Annotated in this window: 15 protein-coding genes and 1 pseudogene; 7 read left to right on the forward strand and 9 right to left on the reverse strand. The window is 72.0% G+C overall.

The window, feature by feature from the left end:
• Positions 1-24 precede the first annotated feature (24 nt).
• On the forward strand, positions 25-1284 hold the full coding sequence (locus tag BMY89_RS08645; protein WP_092377769.1) for an ROK family transcriptional regulator: 1260 nt from the start codon (positions 25-27) through the stop codon (positions 1282-1284).
• A gap of 182 nt (positions 1285-1466) precedes the next feature.
• Positions 1467-3161, forward strand: coding sequence for a PP2C family protein-serine/threonine phosphatase (locus BMY89_RS08650; RefSeq protein ID WP_232521141.1), 1695 nt, complete (start codon positions 1467-1469; stop codon positions 3159-3161).
• Between the two features lie 64 nt (positions 3162-3225).
• On the opposite strand, the gene BMY89_RS08655 is transcribed toward BMY89_RS08650, so the two are convergent.
• The gene (locus BMY89_RS08655) at positions 3226-3825 is read right to left on the reverse strand and encodes a MarR family winged helix-turn-helix transcriptional regulator (protein WP_232521146.1); all 600 of its coding nucleotides are present in this window, start codon (positions 3823-3825) and stop codon (positions 3226-3228) included.
• 59 nt (positions 3826-3884) lie between these two features.
• Between BMY89_RS08655 and BMY89_RS08660 the strand changes: the two genes are divergently transcribed.
• Positions 3885-5045: a PP2C family protein-serine/threonine phosphatase gene (locus tag BMY89_RS08660; RefSeq protein WP_092377771.1), complete on the forward strand. Its 1161-nt coding sequence runs from the start codon at positions 3885-3887 to the stop codon at positions 5043-5045.
• On the opposite strand, the gene BMY89_RS08665 is transcribed toward BMY89_RS08660, so the two are convergent.
• The 7 genes from BMY89_RS08665 to BMY89_RS08695 form a co-directional block, all read right to left on the reverse strand.
• On the reverse strand, positions 5023-6507 hold the full coding sequence (locus BMY89_RS08665; protein ID WP_092379145.1) for a sugar transferase: 1485 nt from the start codon (positions 6505-6507) through the stop codon (positions 5023-5025). The genes BMY89_RS08660 and BMY89_RS08665 overlap by 23 nt on opposite strands.
• 205 nt (positions 6508-6712) lie before the next feature.
• Complete coding sequence (locus BMY89_RS08670; protein WP_092379148.1) at positions 6713-8476, reverse strand: VWA domain-containing protein; 1764 nt, start codon at positions 8474-8476, stop codon at positions 6713-6715.
• A gap of 145 nt (positions 8477-8621) precedes the next feature.
• On the reverse strand, positions 8622-9659 hold the full coding sequence (locus BMY89_RS08675) for a lactonase family protein (protein WP_092377774.1): 1038 nt from the start codon (positions 9657-9659) through the stop codon (positions 8622-8624).
• Positions 9660-9785: 126 nt separating this feature from the next.
• A complete protein-coding gene (locus BMY89_RS08680; RefSeq protein ID WP_092377777.1) occupies positions 9786-10388 on the reverse strand; it encodes a GTP-binding protein in 603 nt (200 codons plus the stop codon).
• Positions 10369-10758, reverse strand: coding sequence for a DUF742 domain-containing protein (locus tag BMY89_RS08685; RefSeq protein WP_092377779.1), 390 nt, complete (start codon positions 10756-10758; stop codon positions 10369-10371). Before BMY89_RS08685 ends, BMY89_RS08680 begins: the two co-directional genes overlap by 20 nt.
• Positions 10748-11167, reverse strand: a complete 420-nt coding sequence (locus tag BMY89_RS08690; RefSeq protein ID WP_175510328.1) for a roadblock/LC7 domain-containing protein — start codon at positions 11165-11167, stop codon at positions 10748-10750. The genes BMY89_RS08685 and BMY89_RS08690 overlap by 11 nt, the downstream gene beginning before the upstream one ends.
• Complete coding sequence (locus tag BMY89_RS08695; protein ID WP_092377782.1) at positions 11167-13899, reverse strand: sensor histidine kinase; 2733 nt, start codon at positions 13897-13899, stop codon at positions 11167-11169. The genes BMY89_RS08690 and BMY89_RS08695 overlap by 1 nt, the downstream gene beginning before the upstream one ends.
• Positions 13900-14208: 309 nt before the next feature.
• Between BMY89_RS08695 and BMY89_RS08700 the strand changes: the two genes are divergently transcribed.
• The 3 genes from BMY89_RS08700 (at position 14209) to BMY89_RS08710 (ending at position 16244) form a co-directional block, all read left to right on the forward strand.
• On the forward strand, positions 14209-14802 hold the full coding sequence (locus BMY89_RS08700) for a hypothetical protein (RefSeq protein WP_092377784.1): 594 nt from the start codon (positions 14209-14211) through the stop codon (positions 14800-14802).
• Positions 14803-14812: 10 nt separating this feature from the next.
• A complete protein-coding gene (locus BMY89_RS08705) occupies positions 14813-15697 on the forward strand; it encodes a hypothetical protein (protein WP_092377785.1) in 885 nt (294 codons plus the stop codon).
• Between the two features lie 163 nt (positions 15698-15860).
• Positions 15861-16244 carry a hypothetical protein gene (locus BMY89_RS08710; RefSeq protein WP_092377788.1) on the forward strand — a complete coding sequence of 128 codons (384 nt, stop codon included), beginning with the start codon at positions 15861-15863 and terminating at the stop codon, positions 16242-16244.
• A 164-nt stretch (positions 16245-16408) separates the two neighbouring features.
• On the opposite strand, the gene BMY89_RS08715 is transcribed toward BMY89_RS08710, so the two are convergent.
• Positions 16409-18229, reverse strand: coding sequence for a glycoside hydrolase family 6 protein (locus tag BMY89_RS08715; protein ID WP_092377791.1), 1821 nt, complete (start codon positions 18227-18229; stop codon positions 16409-16411).
• A 533-nt stretch (positions 18230-18762) separates the two neighbouring features.
• On the opposite strand from BMY89_RS08715, the pseudogene BMY89_RS30285 reads away from it, so the two are divergent.
• A pseudogene (locus BMY89_RS30285) lies at positions 18763-19348 on the forward strand (hypothetical protein); the annotation flags it as partial.

Consider the following 19348-nt stretch of genomic DNA (forward strand, 5'->3'; position numbering starts at 1 on the left):
CTATTTGTTCAGTGGTTGAATTAAATGACCACGATGTGGCAGTGTCAAGGGGTGAACTCACCCGCAGCGCCCGCCGGTGCGGTACGGCAGGGCAGCCTGCGCGAACTGAACCTCGCCCTCGTGCTCGGCCGGATCGCCGCCGCCGGCCGCCCGCCGTCCCGGGCCGCGCTGGCCGCCGAGACCGGGCTGACCCGGGCCACCGTCTCGGCCGTGGTGGAGGACCTGGTCGCCGGCCGACTGGTCACCGAGGCCGAACCGACCCCCCGTGCCGGCGCCGGCCGGCCGGCCCGCGGGCTGGTGCTCGCCGGCGACGGCCCGGCCGGGCTCGGACTGGAGATCAACGTCGACTACCTGGCCGCGTGCGTCGTCGATCTCGCCGGCGAGGTCCGTCACCACACGGTACGGCGAGCCGACCTGCGCCCCGTCTCCCCGGCCGACGCGCTCGGCCGGCTGGCCGACCTCGCCGCCCGGGCCCGCGCCGACGCCGAGCGCCAGGGCCTCACGCTGGCCGGTGCCGCCCTCGGCGTACCCGGGCTGGTCGACGACGCGGGCCGGGTACGCCTCGCCCCGAACCTGGGCTGGCGCGACGTACCGGTGCCGGAGTTGCTGGCCCACCATGCACCGCTGACCGAGACCGTCGACGGCGTGCCGGCCCTGGTGGTGGACAACGAGGCCAACCTCGCCGCCCTCGGCGAACTGCATTCCGGGGCCGGGCCGGGTAGCTTCCTGCACATCTCCGGCGAGGTCGGCATCGGTGCCGGAATCGTCCTCGACGGTGCGCTGTTCCGGGGTGCGCGCGGCTGGAGCGGCGAGATCGGGCACATCCCGGTCCGTCCCGACGGGCCACCCTGCCGCTGCGGCGGCCGGGGCTGCCTGGAGCTCTACGCCGGGCAGGAGGCGATCCTGTCCGCCGCCGGCCTGATCGGGGCCGACCTTCCGGCCGACACGGCACCGGCCCGGCTGACCCAGCTCGCCGAGGTCGGACAGGCTGCCGTGCTGCACGCCCTCGCCGAGGCCGGGACCGCGATCGGCGTCACCGTGGCCAGCGTGATCAACCTGCTGGATCTCGACACCGTGGTGCTCGGCGGGGCCTACGCCCCGCTCACCCCCTGGCTCCGGCCGCCGGTGCTCGCCGAGATCGACCGGCGGGTACTCACCGCGGCCTGGTCGCCGGTCACCGTCCGGCCCGCCACCCTCGGCCCCAACGCCGCCGCGGTGGGCGCGGCCGGCTCGGTGGTACGCCGAATCATCGCGCGCCCCGCCGGCTGGTTGGCCCGGGTCTAGCGCGATCGGGTGATCCGCCGGGTCCGGGTGTGCTGGCACCTCGGGGCGATGGCGAGGACTCGCGACCGGCGCGCCAAGCAGCGCCTCGGTATTCTTGTCGGGAGGCAACGATCCCTTGACCCCGAGGAGCGCACCGCCGGAATGCATACTGGTCGACAACGCTGGACGTACAGCGGGCGCCGGTGACCAGCACCCGACAGGACGCCTTCGCCAGCCCCGCCGACAGCAGCCCCGCCGACAGCAGCCCTGCGGGTGACCGGCCGGTGGGCCGTACCGGCCCCGGCGCGTCCCCACGCACGTCGCCCGTGGACGCCGAACTCGCCCGCGAAATCCTCGACGGGCTCACCGAGGCCGTGGTGACCACCGACGAGGCCGAGCTGGTCGTGCTGGTCAACGCGATGGCCAGGGAGTTGCTACCCGAACTGGCGGCCGGCGCCGACCTGGCGGGGTGCCCGGTGCCGGCCCTGGCGACTGCGGTCACCGACGGGGCGAAGACCTTCCTCGCAGAGCACCACGGCCGACTGCTGCGTGGTCTCCGCCACCGGCTGGCCGGTGGCCGATCCGCCTGGTACGTGCGTGACGTCTCCGACGAGCACCGGTGTGCCGAGGCGCTGCTGGCCGAGCGTCGGCGTACCCGCTTCCTGGCCCGCTCCGGCCGCCGGCTCGGACTGGCACTGGATCGCGATCAGGCGGTGCGGGCCGCCGCCACCCTGCCCGTGCCGTACCTGGCCGACCTGGCCCTGGTCGTTCACCTGCCGCCGGTGCCGGCCGAGCACCGACCGCACTGGGTCCGGCACACCGACCGGGACGCCGCACCGGTCGGCGGCGGCGCGGACTGGACCCTCGTCTCCGCCGTGCCCGGGCTCGCCGAGGCGTTCGACGGCGAACCCACCGATCCCCGGTCCTGGCCCGCCGCGCAGCGGGACGGACTGGACCCGGTGATCCCGGCGGACTTCGCCCCGGAGGCGACGCTGCTGGTCAGCCCCATGCCCGGTGCCGGACGCACCGCCGGTGCCCTGGTGCTGCTGCGTCGAGTCGGGCGGGCCGGGTTCGACGCGCGTGATCTCGAACTGACCCGGGAGTTCGCCGCCCGCGCCGGTGCCGCCCTGGCCACCGCACAGCTGTACGACGAGCAGACCCACCTGGCCCGGGTACTGCAGCACAGCCTGCTGCCGGCGGGCCTGCCCACCACCGCCGGGATGAGCCTCGCCGGCGGCTATCGCGCGGCCGGCGACAGCCTGCGCATCGGCGGCGACTTCTACGACGTGCTGCCGACCGACGGCGGCGCGCTGTTCGCCGTCGGCGACGTCTGCGGCAAGGGGGTGGGCGCCGCCGTGCTCACCGGGCGGGTCCGCCAGTCGTTGCAGACCCTGCGGCTGGTCGAACAGCAACCAGGCGAGCTGCTGCGGCTGCTCGACCGGGCGCTGCTCGACATGCCGGACGCCGCCCGGCGCAGCCAGTTCACCACCCTGCTGCTGGGCACCCTGCATCCGGAGCCCGGCGGGCTGCGGGTCCGGCTCGCCGCCGGCGGGCACCCGCCGCCGCTGGTGGTCCGCGGCGACAGCACGGTGACCCCGGTACGGGTGGGCGGGATGCCGGTCGGCGCGCTTGCCGGTGCCCGGTTCGCCGAGGTCGACCTGCACCTCGGCCCCGGCGACCTGCTCTTCGCGTACACCGACGGTGTCACCGAGGCCCGGGGCGGGACCCGTGGCACGGAGATGTTCGGTGAACAGCGGCTGCGCCGGGCGCTGGCCGCCGGTGCCGGACTGCCGCCGGAGAAGCTGGTCGACCGGGTACTCCGGTTGCTCGACCAGTGGTGTGCCGGCCATCGTCACGACGACATAGCGGTGCTGGCGGTAGCCGCCGACGGCGGCTGACCGAACCGCGGCACCGGGTCGGAGGACGGGCGGACCCTGCTGGCCCTGGTGGGAACGCGGCGGCTCAGGCCGTCCGGACGACGGACGCCTCGCCGGCCGGCCAGCCACGCGACGGCTGGTCCGCACCAAGGTCGATGCCGCCGCGGGTCTCCGGCAGCTTCTCCGCGTGCGGTTGCTCGGGCTGCGGCACCAGCGACGAGACCGACCGGACGACCCGAGCCCTGGCCGCCTCGTCGAACTCCCGCAACCCGCGCAGCAACGCCTGCCGCGCTTCGGGGGCCATGTCGCCGAGGATGGCGGCCAGGTGCTGACGGCGGTCTTCGCGCAGCTCGGCCAGCAGTCGGCGGGCCTCCGCGGTCAGGTGCAGGGAGATCTCCCGCCGGTCGGCACGGCCCGGCTCCCGTTCCAGCATCCCCGCGGCGACCAGCCGGTCGCAGAGCCGGCTCGCGGAGGAGAGCAGCATGTCCAGTCCCGTGGCGAGTCGGCGCAGGTTGATCCCGTCCTGCCGTTCGACGAGCATGACGGCGCGAAGCTGGGCGGTGGAGATACGGTTGGCCGTCCGCTCGCGCGCACCGTCCCAGACGGTCAGCAGGGCACCTGCCGCACTATCCAGCTCGGCAGCCATACTCATCTCGGGTCCGGGTGGACCGTGCAGTTCCGCCATGGTGCGCCTGAGCGTACCCCGATTCTGTCGGTGAATGGGCTTGTGATCAAGGAGACACCATGAAGGAGCCGGTCAACCGGGCCCGCGCCATCGTCACCACGGCCCCCGGGAATCTCCTCGTCCCGTCTCTCGCGGCGCTGCTCGAACAGGAGTACGGCATCACCGACACCGAGCTGCTCCAGGTCGACTACCGGCTGTCGGCGCTGATCCCGCTCACCGACGGCGAAGAGGTGACCACGCCGGGCCACCCCGCCTGGCGCTGCTTCGACCACCAGAGCCCGGTGTACGCCGAGGGCACCGGCTACCTGCCGGTGAGCATGCGCGGGGAGCAGCGCGGCGTGCTCCGGGTGGCACCGGTCAGCGACGAGCGGCAGCTTGCCGGGCTGGCCGAGATCGCCACCGCCCTGGCCCACGAGCTGGCCACCATCGATGCCAGTACCGATGTCTACCGCACGGCCCGGCGCAGCCGGCGGCTCACCCTCGCGGCCGAGATCCAGTGGGAGCTACTGCCGGGGCGCAGCCGTCTGCGGCCCTCCTTCAGCCTCGCCGGCCAACTCGAACCGGCGTACGCGGTGCGTGGCGACAGCTTCGACTGGTCCGACGACGGTGAGCGGGTCTGGCTCGCGACGATCAACGGGATGGGCGAGGGGGTCGTCGCGTCGATGCTCACCACCCTCGCCACCGGCGCGCTACGCAACGCCCGCCGGGCCGGCATCCCACTGGCCGACCAGGCGGCGCTCACCGATCAGGCGATCTACGACCTGCATCGGGGCGAGCAGTACCTCTCCACCCTGCTGCTCGAACTCAACCTGCGTACCGGGCTGCTCAGCGCCGTCGACGCCGGCTCGCCCCGGCTCGTACTGCTGCGCGACGGTGAGGTCAGCGTGCAGCCGCTGGAGGAGCAGTTCCCACTCGGCATGTTCGAGGGGACGAACTACCGCGAGCAGTACGTTCAGCTCCAGCGCGGAGACCGACTCTTCATGATCAGCGACGGGGTGCTCGACGCCACCGGCGGCAACGTGCGGTACGGCGAGACGGCACTGGACCGGATGCTGCGCCGGACGACGCCGATGACGCCGTTGGGCGCGGTCCGCTCCCTCCTCGGCGACCTGCGGGCCTTCGTCGCGAGCGACCTCACCGACGATGCCGTGGTGGTCTGCCTGGACTGGCTCGGTCCGCAGACAGGAGGCGACGGGGTCAGTACGCGCCCCGACTGTTGAGCACCGCGCCGAAGGTCTTCCAGAGGATCGTCAGGTCGGCCGCCAGCGACCAGTTCTCCACGTAGTAGAGATCGAGCCGGATGCCGTCCTCCCAGCTCAGGTCCGACCGCCCACTGACCTGCCAGAGCCCGGTCATCCCGGGCTTGACCAGCAGTCGGCGGGCGACGTCGCCGTCGTAACGGGCGACCTCGGAGGGCAGCGGCGGCCGGGGACCGACCAGGCTCATCTGCCCCAGCAGGACGTTGACCAGCTGGGGCAGTTCGTCCAGGGACCACTTGCGCAGCAGCCGGCCAACGCGGGTGATTCGCGGGTCGTCGCGCATCTTGAACATCAGGCCGTCGGTCTCGTTGGCGGTCGCCAACTCGGCCAGCAGTCGGTCCGCGTTGACCACCATGGTGCGGAACTTGTAGACCCCGAACTCCTGGCCGCCCTGCCCGACCCGGATCTGCCGGAACAGCACGGGACCGCGGCTGTCCAGCTTGACGGCGAGCGCGATGAACGCCAGCAGCGGCAGCAGCAGGGCCAGCGCCATCAGCGACACCGACCGGTCGACGAGCCCCTTGACGAGTTTGCGCGCGCCGCGGAACTCGGGCGCCTCCACGTGGATCAGCGGCAGGCCGGCGACCGGGCGGGTGTGGATGCGAGGGCCCGCGACGTCGGTCAGCGCCGGGGCCAGCACCAGGTCGATGCCGGTGCCCTCCAGCTGCCAACCGAGCCGGCGCAGCCGGGTGGCGGTGAGTTCGCCGGAGGCGGTGACGGCGACCGTGTCCGCGCCGATCGAGGCGGCGGCTTCCGGGATGCCCCGGAAGGAGCCGACCACCGGCACGTCGCCGAGCCGCTGAGCGACCGGGGCCAGCAGGGCGTCCGGGATGCAGGCGCCCACCACCTGGTAGCCGGCGTACGGCTCGCGGCGCAGGGTGTGCACCAGCTCCAGCACGTGGGCGGTGTCGCCGACGACCAGGACCCGCCGCGACCACCCCGCCCCCCGCGACCGGGCCCGGTGCAGGCGCTTGCGGGCGGCGAACCGGGCCGCCTCGAGCCCTATCGTGCCGACCGCGAAGGAGATCGCCAGGAAGCCCCGGGAGACACCGACGTCGGCCACATAGCCGGCGATGGCGGTGGCGCCGGCCAGCCGCAGGCTGGCCATGCTCACCCGCCGGTACTCGTCGGCGCCGTAGCCGATCACCCGGTCGTCGTAGCAGCGCAGGACCTTCAGCGAGACCAGCCAGGCCAGGACGAGCCCGGGGGCGACCAGGACGTACGGCACCGTCTCGCGGGGCGCCGACTCACCGAACCGGGCGGCGTACCCGACCAGCACCGCGACGGCCAGCACGGCGGTGTCCAGCACGATCAGGGCCCGGACGTAGGCCCGCTGGTCGGTACGCATCGACTGCCTCGACGAGGCGAGGCCGTCCGGTCGCGATGACGTTCTGGCTGGGGTCAACAGCGTCGCCGAGGTCACCAGCCCTCCCACTTCGCTAGCCGACGGCACAGATTCGGCCCGGACTGAGGCCGGCGCTGCCGGTGCACGACGACATCCTGCCCTGATAACCACAGCGGCCGATCGCTTGGGACGTATTGCCGTCAGTTTCCGGGACACCGCGACCGGAAAGGGGCCTGTGGTACCGGTTTCTCCGGTGACACAGACCCCTTTCCTGAGTCTCCGGTCAGGCAGGCGCCTTGCGCAGCGCGATCGCCCGGAGGAAAATGTCGCCAATCTTCGTCGGGTCGGCGGCGATGAAGGCGCCACCACCGGCGCTCTCCGCGATGGTGTCCAGCTCCGACTTGCTGACCTCCGTACCGATACCGATGATGATCACCTGGACCGGCTGATCCGGGTCCTTGATCCGGTCCAGCTCGGCGATCAACTGCCGCTGCGAGATGCCGTCGTCGTCCTCGTTCTTACCGTCGGTGAAGAGCACGATCGAGTTGACCTTGCCCGGCTCCCAGTTGCGCTGGACGTCCTGGTACGCCGCCAGCAGCGTGTCGTACAGGCCGGTGTCACCGCTCGACGAGACGACCGTGTCCAGGCCCCGCTCCAGCTCACTGCGCTGGCGGGAGAGCGGCGCGACGGGAACCACCTCGCGGTAGTCCCGCGAGCCAACCAGCTTGGTCGAGAAGACCCACAGGCCGATCGACCAGGAGTCGTCGAAGAGGTTCAGACCGCGCCGGGCCGCCTCCGTGGTGACCTGCTGACGGGTAGCCCCGTTGGCGGTCGGCACGGCGTTCTTCATCGAGCCGGAGACGTCGATGATGCAGAGCATCCGGCCGGAGAGGGTGGCGATGGACCAACTGGAGACGGCCCGCTCCACCGCGTCCGGCGCCAGTCCGCCCGCGGCGACGCCGCCCTGCGGCGGTGGCGCGGCGGAGGCGTCGCCGCCGGCCGGGCTCGGCGCGCCCTGCGGCGCGTTGAACCCGGCGCCCCAGTTGCCGTCCGGCCCGCGCAGCGACTGCGCGGCCAGCTTGTCCTTGAACGACGCGGTGGTGAGCACCTCGAACAGCACCCGCGCGGCCGATGCCTTGGCCGGCTCGACCCCGGGCAGCACCGCGTACGGATAGTCCAGCGGCAACGGCGCCGGCTTCAGGTAGAGCGCGGCCAGCGGCACCGGCGGCTTCTTGGCGTTGTACTGGATGACGTCTTCTTCGGAGAGCGCCGCCGCGTTGAGCGCGCTGGCCAGGGTGGTGGCGTCCGCAGCGGTCGGGAACTTGGCGAGCAGATCCTGACGCAGCGCCGAGGCTCCTGAGGCCAGCGCCCGCAGCGCACCGATCCGGTCCTGCTCGGCGGTCTCGCCGCCGGAAGACGACGCGGCGGTCATCAGCGACAACAGGCCGGACAGGCCGGCGGCGTCACGGGTCGGCTCGACGATGCCCGTCTTCAGCGGCCGGTCGCTGTTGACCCTGGCCAGCAGCTGGGTCCAGCCGAGCTCCTCGTCCGGCCAACCCAACCGCGTGGCGACCGGCTCGGGCATGGCGACCACCACCGGGCTGCTCGCGATGGATGCGCCGTTACCGGGCTCGAAGGCTGCCGCGCCACCGGTCTTGAGCCGCAGCAACCACATCGAGGAGTCCGGGATCCAGACGTCCGGACTCACCGCGGTGCCGCTGGCCTGCCCCACCCCGGCCAGCGTGGCGCCGTGCTTGGCGGCCACCACCGCAGCCACCTCGACCGGGTCGGTGGCAGCGACGGTCACGTCGATGCAGGTCCCGTCGACCGCGGCACCATTGGCCTCCCATTCGGAGGCAGCCGCGTCGACCGCCGGGGCGAGCTCGTTCGCCACCGCGACAGACAGCTCGATCTTGCCGGAGCAGTCCTGCCCGGCGAGTTGGCGGTAACCCACCCACCCACCGGCGGTGACGACGAGCACGCCGACCGCAGCTGCGGCGGCGGCACCGTGGAAACTTGAACGCATGCGATGGCGGCCTGATGACACGCAGACCATCTTGCGTACCCGCCCGGCCTACTGCCATGGCCGTTCGGACGAAAGTTACAGAGGAGAAACAGTTCACCCGGATTTAGTAACTTTGAGTGATGAGTCAGCGTCACAATGTGGATGCATCTATGTCCCAGGCCCACGATCAGGGCAGAACGCAAGTAGGGCTCGCAATGGTCAGCGGCTCCCCCACCGGCACCGGCACACCGGTCACCGGATCCACCCGGAAGGTACGCACCATGTCCGCCCGTTCGTCGGCCACGTAGAGGTGTTCCCCGGTCAGCGCGAAGTGGCGGGGCCATTCGCCGCCGGTCTCCACCTCCTCGACCAGTTCCGGCAGGTCCGCGCCGACCGCGAACACCGTCACCGTGCCCACACCCCGGTTCGCGACGTAGAGATAACGACCGTCCGGCCCGACGGCTATCTCGGACGGCTGGACGTGGCCGGCCCGATCGCTGGCGTCGACGCGCCCCTGCTGGCGTAGCGCACCGTCGTCGGTGAACGCGTACACCAGGACCGAACCGTCCAGCTCGCCGGCGACGTAGCAGCGCCGACCGTCGGGGTGCCGGGCCAGGTGCCGGGGCCCCACCCCCGGCGCCGTCCGCACCCGGGGCGCCCGGGGCACGAGCCGCCCGGAGGCGGCGTCCAGGTCGTACCGGTAGATCGAGTCGGTACCCAGATCGACCACCAGCAGCGGCCCCCCGCCGGTCCCCGGCGAGACCATGTGGGCGTGCGCCTGCTCCTGGCGCTCGGGGTCGGCGCCGCGCCCCTGGTGCTCGACCAGGTCGGTGCGCTCGCCGGGTACGCCGTCGACGTCGAGCGGGAACACCGCCACGCTGCCACCGCCGTAGTTGGCCGCGAAGAGGTATCCACCGTCGGGCGCGACCGCCAGGTGACACGGCTCCGCCGCGCCGGTCGGCCGCGAGCCGAGGGCCGACAGGTCACCGTCGGCACCCACCCGCCACGCGCTGATCTGGCCGTCGGGCAGTTCGTTGACCGCGTACAGCACGGGCAGCCTCGGATGCCGGGCGAGGAAGGACGGCGACGCGGTGTCCGCGACCGTGCCCAGCGACGTCAGCTCGCCCGTCTTCGGGTCGCGCCGGGCGGCGACGATCCCAGTGGCCCGCCCCCCGCCCGCGGCGGTGTACCCGCCGATGTGAACGATCTCGCCTGGACCTGCCACCGGGTACCGCCCTTCGCTGATTCCGTCGTGGATCCCACCAGAAGCCTTCCCCCGACGTCGGCTGGTTAGACCTCCGATCGGCAACGCGCCGTCCGTACGATCGACAGCGCACCGTCCCGCGCCGGCTCAGGCCGCCGGCACCGGCTCGCCCCGCTGCCGGGCGACGTGCTCGACGAGGGAGATCAGCACGGTCTTCCCGGACTGCCGGTCCCGGGCGTCGCAGAGCACCATCGGCACGTCGGGATTGAGGTCCAGGGCCCGGCGTACGGCCTGGAGGCTGAAGCGTCGGGAGTCGTCGAAGCAGTTGACCCCGACCACGAACGGGATGCCCCGCTGCTCGAAGTAGTCGATCGAGGGGAAGCAGTCGGCCAGCCGGCGGGTGTCGGCGAGCACCACCGCGCCGAGTGCGCCGAAGGCCAACTCGTCCCACAGGAACCAGAAGCGGTCCTGTCCCGGCGTGCCGAAGAGGTACAGCTGCAAGTCCTCGTTGATGGTGATCCGCCCGAAGTCCATCGCCACCGTGGTCGTCGACTTGGTCTCCACCCCGGAGATGTCGTCGGTGTCGACGCCCGCCCCGGTCAGGATCTCCTCGGTCTGCAACGGCCGAACCTCGCTCAACGCGCTCACCAACGTCGTCTTGCCGGCACCGAAGCCACCGGCGATGAGGATCTTCAACGCGATCGGGACGCGGTGGCCCCGCCGCTCGCGGTCATAACGCACGGAGTCCATCGACCACCGCCTTGAGGATGTCGTTGTCGGGCAGGTACGTGGCGCGGGGCGGCTGGTGCACGGCGACCAGTCCGCGGCACAGCAGATCATCAAGTAGCACCCGGACCACCCCGACGGCCAGATCCAGGTCGGCGGCGAGCTCCACGACCGGCGTCCCGCTGCCGGCCAACTCCACCAGCAACCGGTGCTCCGGGTGCAACTCCGGGAAGGCGGCCAGGTCCGGATCGGGCTTCGCCAGCACGTACGCGACCAGGTCGAATCCGTCGGCGGTGGTCCGGACCCGGCCACCGGTGAGCGTGTACGGCCGGACCACCGGACCGGCGTCGTCATCGAGCCACTCGTGCTGGTTTCCCGGTAAGTCAGCCTGCATCGTCGGCACCCACTGATGTCCGGGCCGGCACCCCGAGGTTCTCACCCACCCGGGTCACCAACATGGCCATCTCGTACGCCACCAGGCCGATGTCGGCGTCGGCGTCGCTGGCCACCGCGAGGCACGCGCCCTGGCCCGCCGCCGTCACGAAGAGGTACGCCGACTCCATCTCCACCACGGTCTGCCGGACCGGTCCGCCGGTGAGCTGCCGGCTCGCGCCACGCGCCAGACTGGACAGGCCGGAAGCCAGGGCGCAGAGGTGCTCGGCGTCGGCCCGGTCCATCCCGGCGGAGGCGCCCAGCAGGAGTCCGTCCGCCGAGAGCACCACCGCCTGCTGGGCGGTTGGCACCCGCTCCAGCAGATCGTCGAGCAACCAGTCGAGATCGGCGCTCTGCCTCGTCGATCGCATCAGGCGTCCCTCTCAGTCACGGTAGGTGATTCCACAATTGCCGGCCCGGAGACGGTCGGCGGGGCGGCCTGGTCACCGGGTCCGTCCGGACCGGTCGAGTCCACAGGTGGTGTCCCGGCTTGGTCGGCGGCCTGGCCACGGGCGGCGGCCAGCCGCCCCCGAGCGGTGCCGGCCTGCAGCGCCGACATGAACCGGCGCGCCTCCTCCGGGCTGCGCGGCGATGGGTCGCGCTGCGACCGTGCCGACGTCCGCGGCGCCACCACCGGCTGCCGTACGGTCGGCCCGTCGATCGCCTCGACTCCCTGCTGCGAGGCGGGCACCACGGGTAGCTGGATCGTGGGCGCGTCCGCCGACGCCCCGTCGCCGCCCACCGCGCGCTGCGCCGGAGCCGGCTTGACCGACCCGGTGGCGTCGGACGACCCGGCGGCAGTGGCTTCCGCGCCCGGCGAGCCCTCGGCGGATGGCTCGGCGGCAGCGGCCCCGGCAGTGGCGGGCTTCGCACCAGCCGAGCCCTCAGCGGGCGAACCGGGCGCGGGCGAGCCAGGCGCGGGCGAACCGGCCGGGTTGCGCCGGCGGATCCGGCGCGGCAGCCCGTCGGCCTCGGCCGGCCCGACCGTGGAGCCACCGGTCGGAGCACCCGCGCCCGCGTCGGACGACGGCGTCTGCCGCGAGCCGGCGGACGACTCCGGGGACCGGCGCGGCACCGAACGGGTACGCGGGCGGGCGGTCGTGGTCAACCGCGTCGCCCGAGCCAGCCGTCGCTGCTCGGGGGTGGCGGCCCGGCCGTCGGCCGCCGGCACGTCCGGACCGGGCAGCGGCGACGGTTCCTCGGTGATCAGCTCGGTGGGGATCAGCACCACCGCGGTGAGACCGGTGCCGTCCGACGGGCGCAACCGGACCCGGACCTGGTGCCGGGCAGCCAGCCGCGCCACCACGAACAGTCCGAGCCGGGCGGTCTCGGCGGGGTCGAACTCCGGCGACCGGGCCAGCTTGCGGTTGGCCTCCTCGATCGCCGCCGCGTTCATGCCAAGGCCCTGGTCGGTGATGGACAGGGCGTAGCCGTCGGCCACGTGCTCGCCCGAGATCTCGACGCGCGCCCCGGGCGGAGAGAACGCGGTGGCGTTCTCGATCAACTCGGCGAGCAGGTGGATGATGTCACCCACCACCCGGCCCACCGTGCCCGCCGACTGCATGGTGGTGATGTCGACCCGGTCGTACGACTCGACCTCGGAGATCGCCCCCCGGATCAGATCCACCATGGACACGGGGCTACGCCAGCCGCGACCCGGCGCGGCCCCGGCGAGGATGACCAGGTCCTCCGCGTGGCGGCGGAGCCGGGTGGCGAGGTGGTCGACGCGGAACAGCTCCGCCAGGTGGTCCGGGTCCTCCGCGTGGCGTTCCATCCGGTCGAGCAGGGCCAACTGTCGGTGCACCAGGCCCTGGCTGCGCCGCGCGATGTTCAGGAAGACGTCGTTGAGCCCGCGTCGCAGGCTCACCTCGACCATGGCTGAGCGGATCGCGACCTTCTGCACCTCCGTGAAGGCCTGGGCGACCTGGCCGATCTCGTCGGCGCCCCGGTCGGCCACCGACACCTCCCGGGCCACGTCCACCTGCTCGCCCCGGCGCAACCGGGTCACCACGTCGGGCAGCCGCTGCTCGGCCTCCTTCAACGTGCCGCGCACCAGGATCAGCCGCTGCGCGAGAGACCGGCCGACCCGCAGCGCCACCACCAGCGAGACCACCACGGCGATCAGGCCGAGCAGTCCGGCAGCCGCCAGTCGGGCCAGGGTGCGTACCGCCATCGGCACCGATCGGTCGGCCAGTCCGTCCGCCTGGGTCAGCTCGAAGTCCCGCAGCGACCGCTGCACCGTGTCGTAGCTGTTCTGCCAGGCGCGTGGGTCGATCGCCAGCCGAGCCGAAGGATCGGCGGCGACGAGTTCGTCCTGCATCGTCCGCAGCTGGCCGAACGCCGCCTGCTCGGTCAGTCGCTGGTACGCGGCCCGGTCCGCCTCGGGCAGGTCGGCCACTGCCGCGTCGGCCAGGAACCGGTGGTTGCCGATGCCCTGCACGAGCAGCGTGCGCTCGCCCTCGGCGAATCCACCGGCGGTCAGCGCGCCGGCCAACAGGGCGTCGGTCTGCCCGAGCAGTTCCCGCGAACGGCCGAGGTTGGTCAGCGCCAACGCCTCGCGGTTGAGATCCTGATCCGGGAGGTTCGCCAGGGCGGCGAAGGTGTGGAACGCGGAGGAGATCATTCCGCTGTAGAGGCCGATCGCGCCGGCGCGGTCGAGGTCCCGCCGATCGATGAACCCGCGCCCCACCGGCAGCGCGTCCAACTCGCCGAGCATCCGGTTCAGGCGGGCTTGGAGCAACTCCCCGGCCGCGTCCCGCAGCTTCTCGCCCGCGACCTTGTGACGCAGCTCGGCGATGGCCGCGTCCGTACGGCTCCGCTGCTCCACCAGGGCCGGCAGCACGCAGTCGCCGGACGACTGGCCGCACCCCGTGCCGGGTGCGGCGAGGTGCACCACGGAGAGCCGCCGCTCCCGCTGCAGCTCGGCCACCACCGTCTCGCCCGGCCTGCCCAGGTCGTAGAGGAGCGTTCGAGCAGCGAGCAGATCGAGCGCCGGCCCGAAGGTGAGGGTGGTCGCGAATATCCACAGTGCCAGCAGCGCGGTCACCGGCACGACGACCAACGCGGTCAGCTTCGAGCGGATCGGCCAGTCGCGGGTGTTCAATCGGACCTCGCCCGGGAGGGTGGCTGGAGGGGCTCCGGCACGGCCGGGCAGCGCCGTCACCGGGGCGCGCCCCGGCTGCCCCGCCGGGACGCCGGCTCGGGCGCCTTGGGCAGGATACGTAATCCGCGCCAGACGCACTACCGTCCGTCGAGACGACCGGTACGTTGACGAACGTCACGACGACGAACAGTCTGTCCGGGTTCCGCGGCCGGCCGCAGCTGCGCCCTGCCCGACCCGGTCAGGAAAGTGCTCCGGAACTGGATTGGCGATCACGGTAGGGAGGGAATACCTGCAGGCGAAGGAGGAGCCATGTCGCCCACGCAGATAGTCGTCACCGTCCTCGTCGTCCTGGTGATCGCCGCCATCGCCGCTGCCGTCGTCGTCGCCGGCCGCCGCCGGTCGCTCCGGCAGCGCTTCGGTCCAGAGTACGACCATGTCGTCGCCGAGCAGGACAGCCGCAGCGCGGCCGAGCGGGAGTTGCGGGACCGGGAACGCCGGCACGCCGAACTCGAACTGATCCCGCTCGACCCCGACTCCCGCACCCGGTACGCGCAGGCATGGGAGGAGCTCCAGGTTCGTTTCGTCGACTCCCCCGCCGAAACCGTCGGTCAGGCCGACGAGCTGGTCACCCAACTCATCGCCGAGCGCGGCTACCCCACCGGTGAGTTCAACGACCAGATCGCCCACCTCTCCGTCGAGCATGCCCGCACTCTCGGTCACTACCGGGACGCCCACGAGATCCACCTGCGCAACTCCCGGGGCGAGGCCAGCACCGAGGACCTTCGCCAGGCGCTCGTCCACTACCGCGCCCTCTTCGCCGACCTGCTCGGCGAGGAGCCGGTCGCGGCCCGGACGCCGGATCAGCACCACCCCGACGCCGCCCACGACGCCACGACCCGCTGAGGAGGCCGCCATGAGGCAGGAAGAACAGCAGCTCAACAACGACCACCCGGAGGCCGTACGCTCCAACCCGGTGGCGGTGCCGTCCACCGTGGACGACCGTGAGGTGACCGATGAGGTCGACACCGTCGACGAGCAGACGGACCGCGACCGGTCGGAGGCCGGCACGGACCGGGCCCGTCCGTGGGACGGCCGTCCGGGCGAGGACTCCGACGAGCCGGACTTCCACCAGCCGGCCCCCGTGCCGACCGCCTTCGGTGCGACCACCGTCGGTGGCGCGGTAGCCGCGTCGGCGCTGGCCAGCCCGCGCCCCGAGGACGAAGTCGACCCCCGCGACGAGAGCACCGCCCGGCCCGGAGACGGCGCGGTCGACGGTGAGCGCGAGGGACTGCGCGCGGACCCGACCGCCGAGTTCGACCGCACCGACGACGACCGCACCGACGACGACCTGGCCGATGACGACCTGGCAGACGACGTCGACGGCACCGACGTCGAGTCGTCGAAGGCGGCGACCGACACCGACGACACGGTGGCGACCGGCTACGGCAGCACCACCCCGACGATGGTCGACCCGGACGCCCAGTCACCGAACGGTGGCACCGCCACCGCCGGGGCGGTCGTGCCGGCCGGGGCGGCCACTCTGTTCGACGAACCGACCGCGCAGGGCTTCCGGGACCGCTGGCGCGATGTTCAGCTGCGTTTCGTGGACGACCCCAAGGCGGCCGTGGGTGAGGCGCAGTCCCTGGTCGACGAGGCCATGGAGGCCCTCTCCGCCGCGCTGGCGGAGCACAAGAACAAGCTCGGCGGCTGGCAGGAGGCGGCTTCGGCCGACACCGAGCAGCTCCGGGTGGCCGTGCGCGAGTACCGGGACTTCCTCGACCGGGTGCTCGGCCGTTGACCATCGAGTGAACGCCGGTCGACCTTCTCGGTCGAGTCAGCCGGAAGGCGGGTGTCCCGATGCCGGGACACCCGCCTTCGGTGTCTGCTCGACACGCATGGCGACCGGCCAGGCGGGTACGCGCAGCAGGGCCGGAGATCGCGGCGGACAGGAGGGCAGCAGGATGACTGATCGTGACCGGCAACGGCCGCTGGAGGAGCTCCCCGAGGCGGCCGCAGCGGTGGACGACGACACCACTGTCCCCCAGTTGATGACCGGGGGCGGGCCCGACCCGGACACCCCGACCTTCGCCGAACCGGGCGGACAGGTCGACCGTGACGGGTCGACCGAGGACATCATCGCCGACCCGTACGCCGCGGGCACCGGGGCGACCGGAACCGGCACGGGCGCCGGCGGGGACAACATCCGGACCGGCGCCGAGCAACCCTGGGAGCCGGAGGACCTGGTGATGGCGCGGGGCCAGGACCTCACTGCCGAGAACGTCGAGCGGGCCCGACGCGACCTGAACGAGATCGGTCGCGCGGCCATCGAGAAGACCGTGCCCTGAGCCGCCCGAACCACTCGCGCGACACGTCGGCCGGCAGTGCTGAGCCAGACGGCGCGCGGCGGCACGAGGGGCCCCTGGTCCGACCGGTGCGGTCGGACCAGGGGCCCGGGGTGACCTGCCGCTACAGCGCCTCACCTACTGTCGGCGGCAGGTATGCCTGACCGTCAGGAAAGCGGCGGGTAGGCGTTGCGCATCAGCTCGGCGAACTGAGCCGAGAACCAGGCGCCCGAGATCGGGGCGTCGGCCAGGGCACCGCTCATGCTGTTGCCGTTGCGGTCGTTACCGGTGTACGTCGGGTCGCACATCCGGTCGAAGCCCTTGCCGTCGTTGTTCGGGATCTCGCGGCTGGAGCCGTCCGACTCACCCGGGGGCTTGACCCAGACGTACGCGTCGATGCCCGACGCCGGCGCGGCCTTCGGCCGCTCACCCATGCCCGCACCGGCCTGGTTGCACCAGTTGCCCTTGTGGATACGACGGTCGACCCGGCCACCGTCCACGTAGGCGTTGATGCTGGTCGTCGGGCCCGCGCCGGTCGGCCGGGCAGTGCCGCCCCAGCCGTTACGGGAGGTGTCGATCAGCATGCCGATGCCGCTGGGGAAGCCCTGCCGGACGAGCTCCTGACGGAACGCCTGAGCGAAGCTCTGCTCGTCGTTGTACTGGTTCCAGTCGATCCAGTCGGACTGCCGCACCGTCTGCCCGTTCACCGAGTCGGTGACCTTCGCGTACGGCTCGATCAACGCGGAGTAGTTCGCGGTGTTGGTGATGAAGCCGTGCACGTGGTTCACGGTGCTGCCGGAGGCCGTGGCGGCCTCCTTCAGGACCTGGGCGGTCGGGGTGAAGTTGCTGTCCCAACCGAGCCAGCCGTGGTGCCCGGCGTCCACGTAGTTGTAGACGTTCGAGAACGCGCCCAGCTTGGCCAGGGCGTAACCGACACCCTGCACGTACGCACCGTTGGCCTTGACCGTGTCGCACATGACGGTGCCACCCGGGTTGCCGGAGGTGTTGGTCACCAGGTTCGGCAGCGAGTCGACCTCGATGACGTTGATGATCCTGATGTTGCGGTACTTCGCGTCACCCTGGATCGCCGCGATCGGGTCGATGTACTGGGCCTTGTACTTCGGCAGCTCGTCGGCCTTCAGCTCACCGTTGGAGGCGAGCGCCGCGCAGTCGCGGCCGGGCAGGTTGTAGATGACGAACTGGATGTACTGCGCGTTCTGCCGCAGCGCCTCGTCCAGGTGGTCCCGGATCCCCATCGGACCGTTGGACTGGCTGTTGTCGGTACCCTCGATCGCCGCGATCCGGTCGATCCAGACCGCGGTCGAGATGCTCGACACCCGGTTGCCACCGCTTACCGACTCGGCCTTGGCCTTCCACTCCGGGTTCACGTAGCCCCGGGCGTTCAGGTACGGGTTGTCCACCTTGGTGCCGGGCGGCGGCGTGGTGGGCGGCGGGGTCGTCGGCGGCGGGGTGGTCGGCGGCGGGGTGGTCGGCGGGGGCGTGGTGGGGGGCGGGGTCGTCGGCGGCGGGGTCGTCGGCGGCGGCGTGGTCGGCGTGGTGCCGCCGTTGCAGGTCACCCCGTTGACGGTGAACGAGGTGGGCTTGGGGTTGCTGCCGCTCCACGAGCCGTTGAAGCCGATGCTCGTGCTGGCACCGGTGGCCAGGTTCCCGTTCCACGACTCGCTCTGCGCGGTCACGTTGCGGCCCGACTGGCTCCATCGGGCGGACCAGCCCTGCACGAGGCGCTGGTTGGCGTCGGGGAAGGTGAAGCCGAGCGACCAGCCGCTGAGCGCGTCGCCGATGTTCCTGATGGTGATGTTGGCGGTGAAGCCGCCCTGCCAGTCGTTGGTCGTGTACGCGACGTCGCACTGCGTCGCCGCGTGTGCCGCGGTGACCGGAAGCGTCACCAAACTGCCCGCGACCAGCGCGCTCGCGCCGGCTAGCGCGACAGTCCGGCGTCGGCCGGACAGCCTTCTCCACACATTCATGCCACTGATCTCCTTGGGCGAGACCGGATCCGCGTACGGCCCGGCACGTGGCCCGAGGGGCGTCCGGTATGGACGACCGCCGGTACCAACGGGATTCTTCGGGAGCGCCCGACCCGGACGGGCGTTGGTGGTGGTGCGTCGACCGAATCACGGTCAGCGGCCAGGTGGTCGTCCGGTAGAACCGGCTGCCCTCGACACCCTGCCTTGTGCGGTGAGGCCCCAGCACCGCGTGCAGCGATTCTTGCATGGGAGCGCTTCCATGGCAATGGTTCGATGTTTTCGAAACCTTACCGGGCAAAACCGTCATCTCGGGGACCAGTACCGGATTCGCCGGCACAACGCCGCGCACCTGCCCGCCGGCCCCAGGCCCGGACATGCGGGCACGGCTCGGCCAACTGGCCCACCGAACCCCGCAAATCGAACTAATGCCAGAACACGAATTTTTCCCTGCATAGGTCATGAAACGGTCTAACGTCGGTTCTGGCTCGGTTGTTGCCGGCCGCAGGACAACCAGGGATGGAGTGACACAGGTCATGGCTAACAAGATGCTGGGGAAGGTCGTTGCGGGTGCTGCCCTCGGCGGCGCCTCCCTGCTGGTGTTCGCGCCGGGAGTCGCGTTCGCCGACGGCCACCCGGACACCGACGAGGGCAAGGTCTTCGCCAAGCCGCACGCCGTCAAGGCCGGCGAAGAGGTCAAGCTGGTGCAGGTCTGCCCGGAACCGCAGGAGCACCCGTTCGTGTGGTCCAAGGTCACCGGCAAGGTCAAGCTCAAGCCGGCCGACAAGGGCAAGGACCGCGGCAGCTGGGGCGAGGAAGGCGGCTCCGACGAGTCCGGCAAGGACTGGGCGGACCGTAACGGCAGTAAGGACTGGGAGAACGGCGACTCAGGCGAGGACTGGAAGGGCGGCGAGCGGCCACAGCCGGCCTACGGTGCCGGGGGCGGCGCCGCCGACGGTGGCCACGACTGGAAGGGCGAGGAGCACGCCCAGGACGCCGAGGGAGCCGCCGACCACAAGGACGACAAGGCGCCGAAGGACGACTGGAAGGGCCACGAGGGCGAGAAGCGCGACTGGGCCGACGAGGAGTCCGAGGGCGGCTGGTCCGGCGAGAAGTCCGAGG

Origin of the sequence: Micromonospora phaseoli (genome assembly GCF_900109115.1) — a bacterium.
Classification (GTDB): Bacteria; Actinomycetota; Actinomycetes; order Mycobacteriales; family Micromonosporaceae; genus Micromonospora; species Micromonospora phaseoli.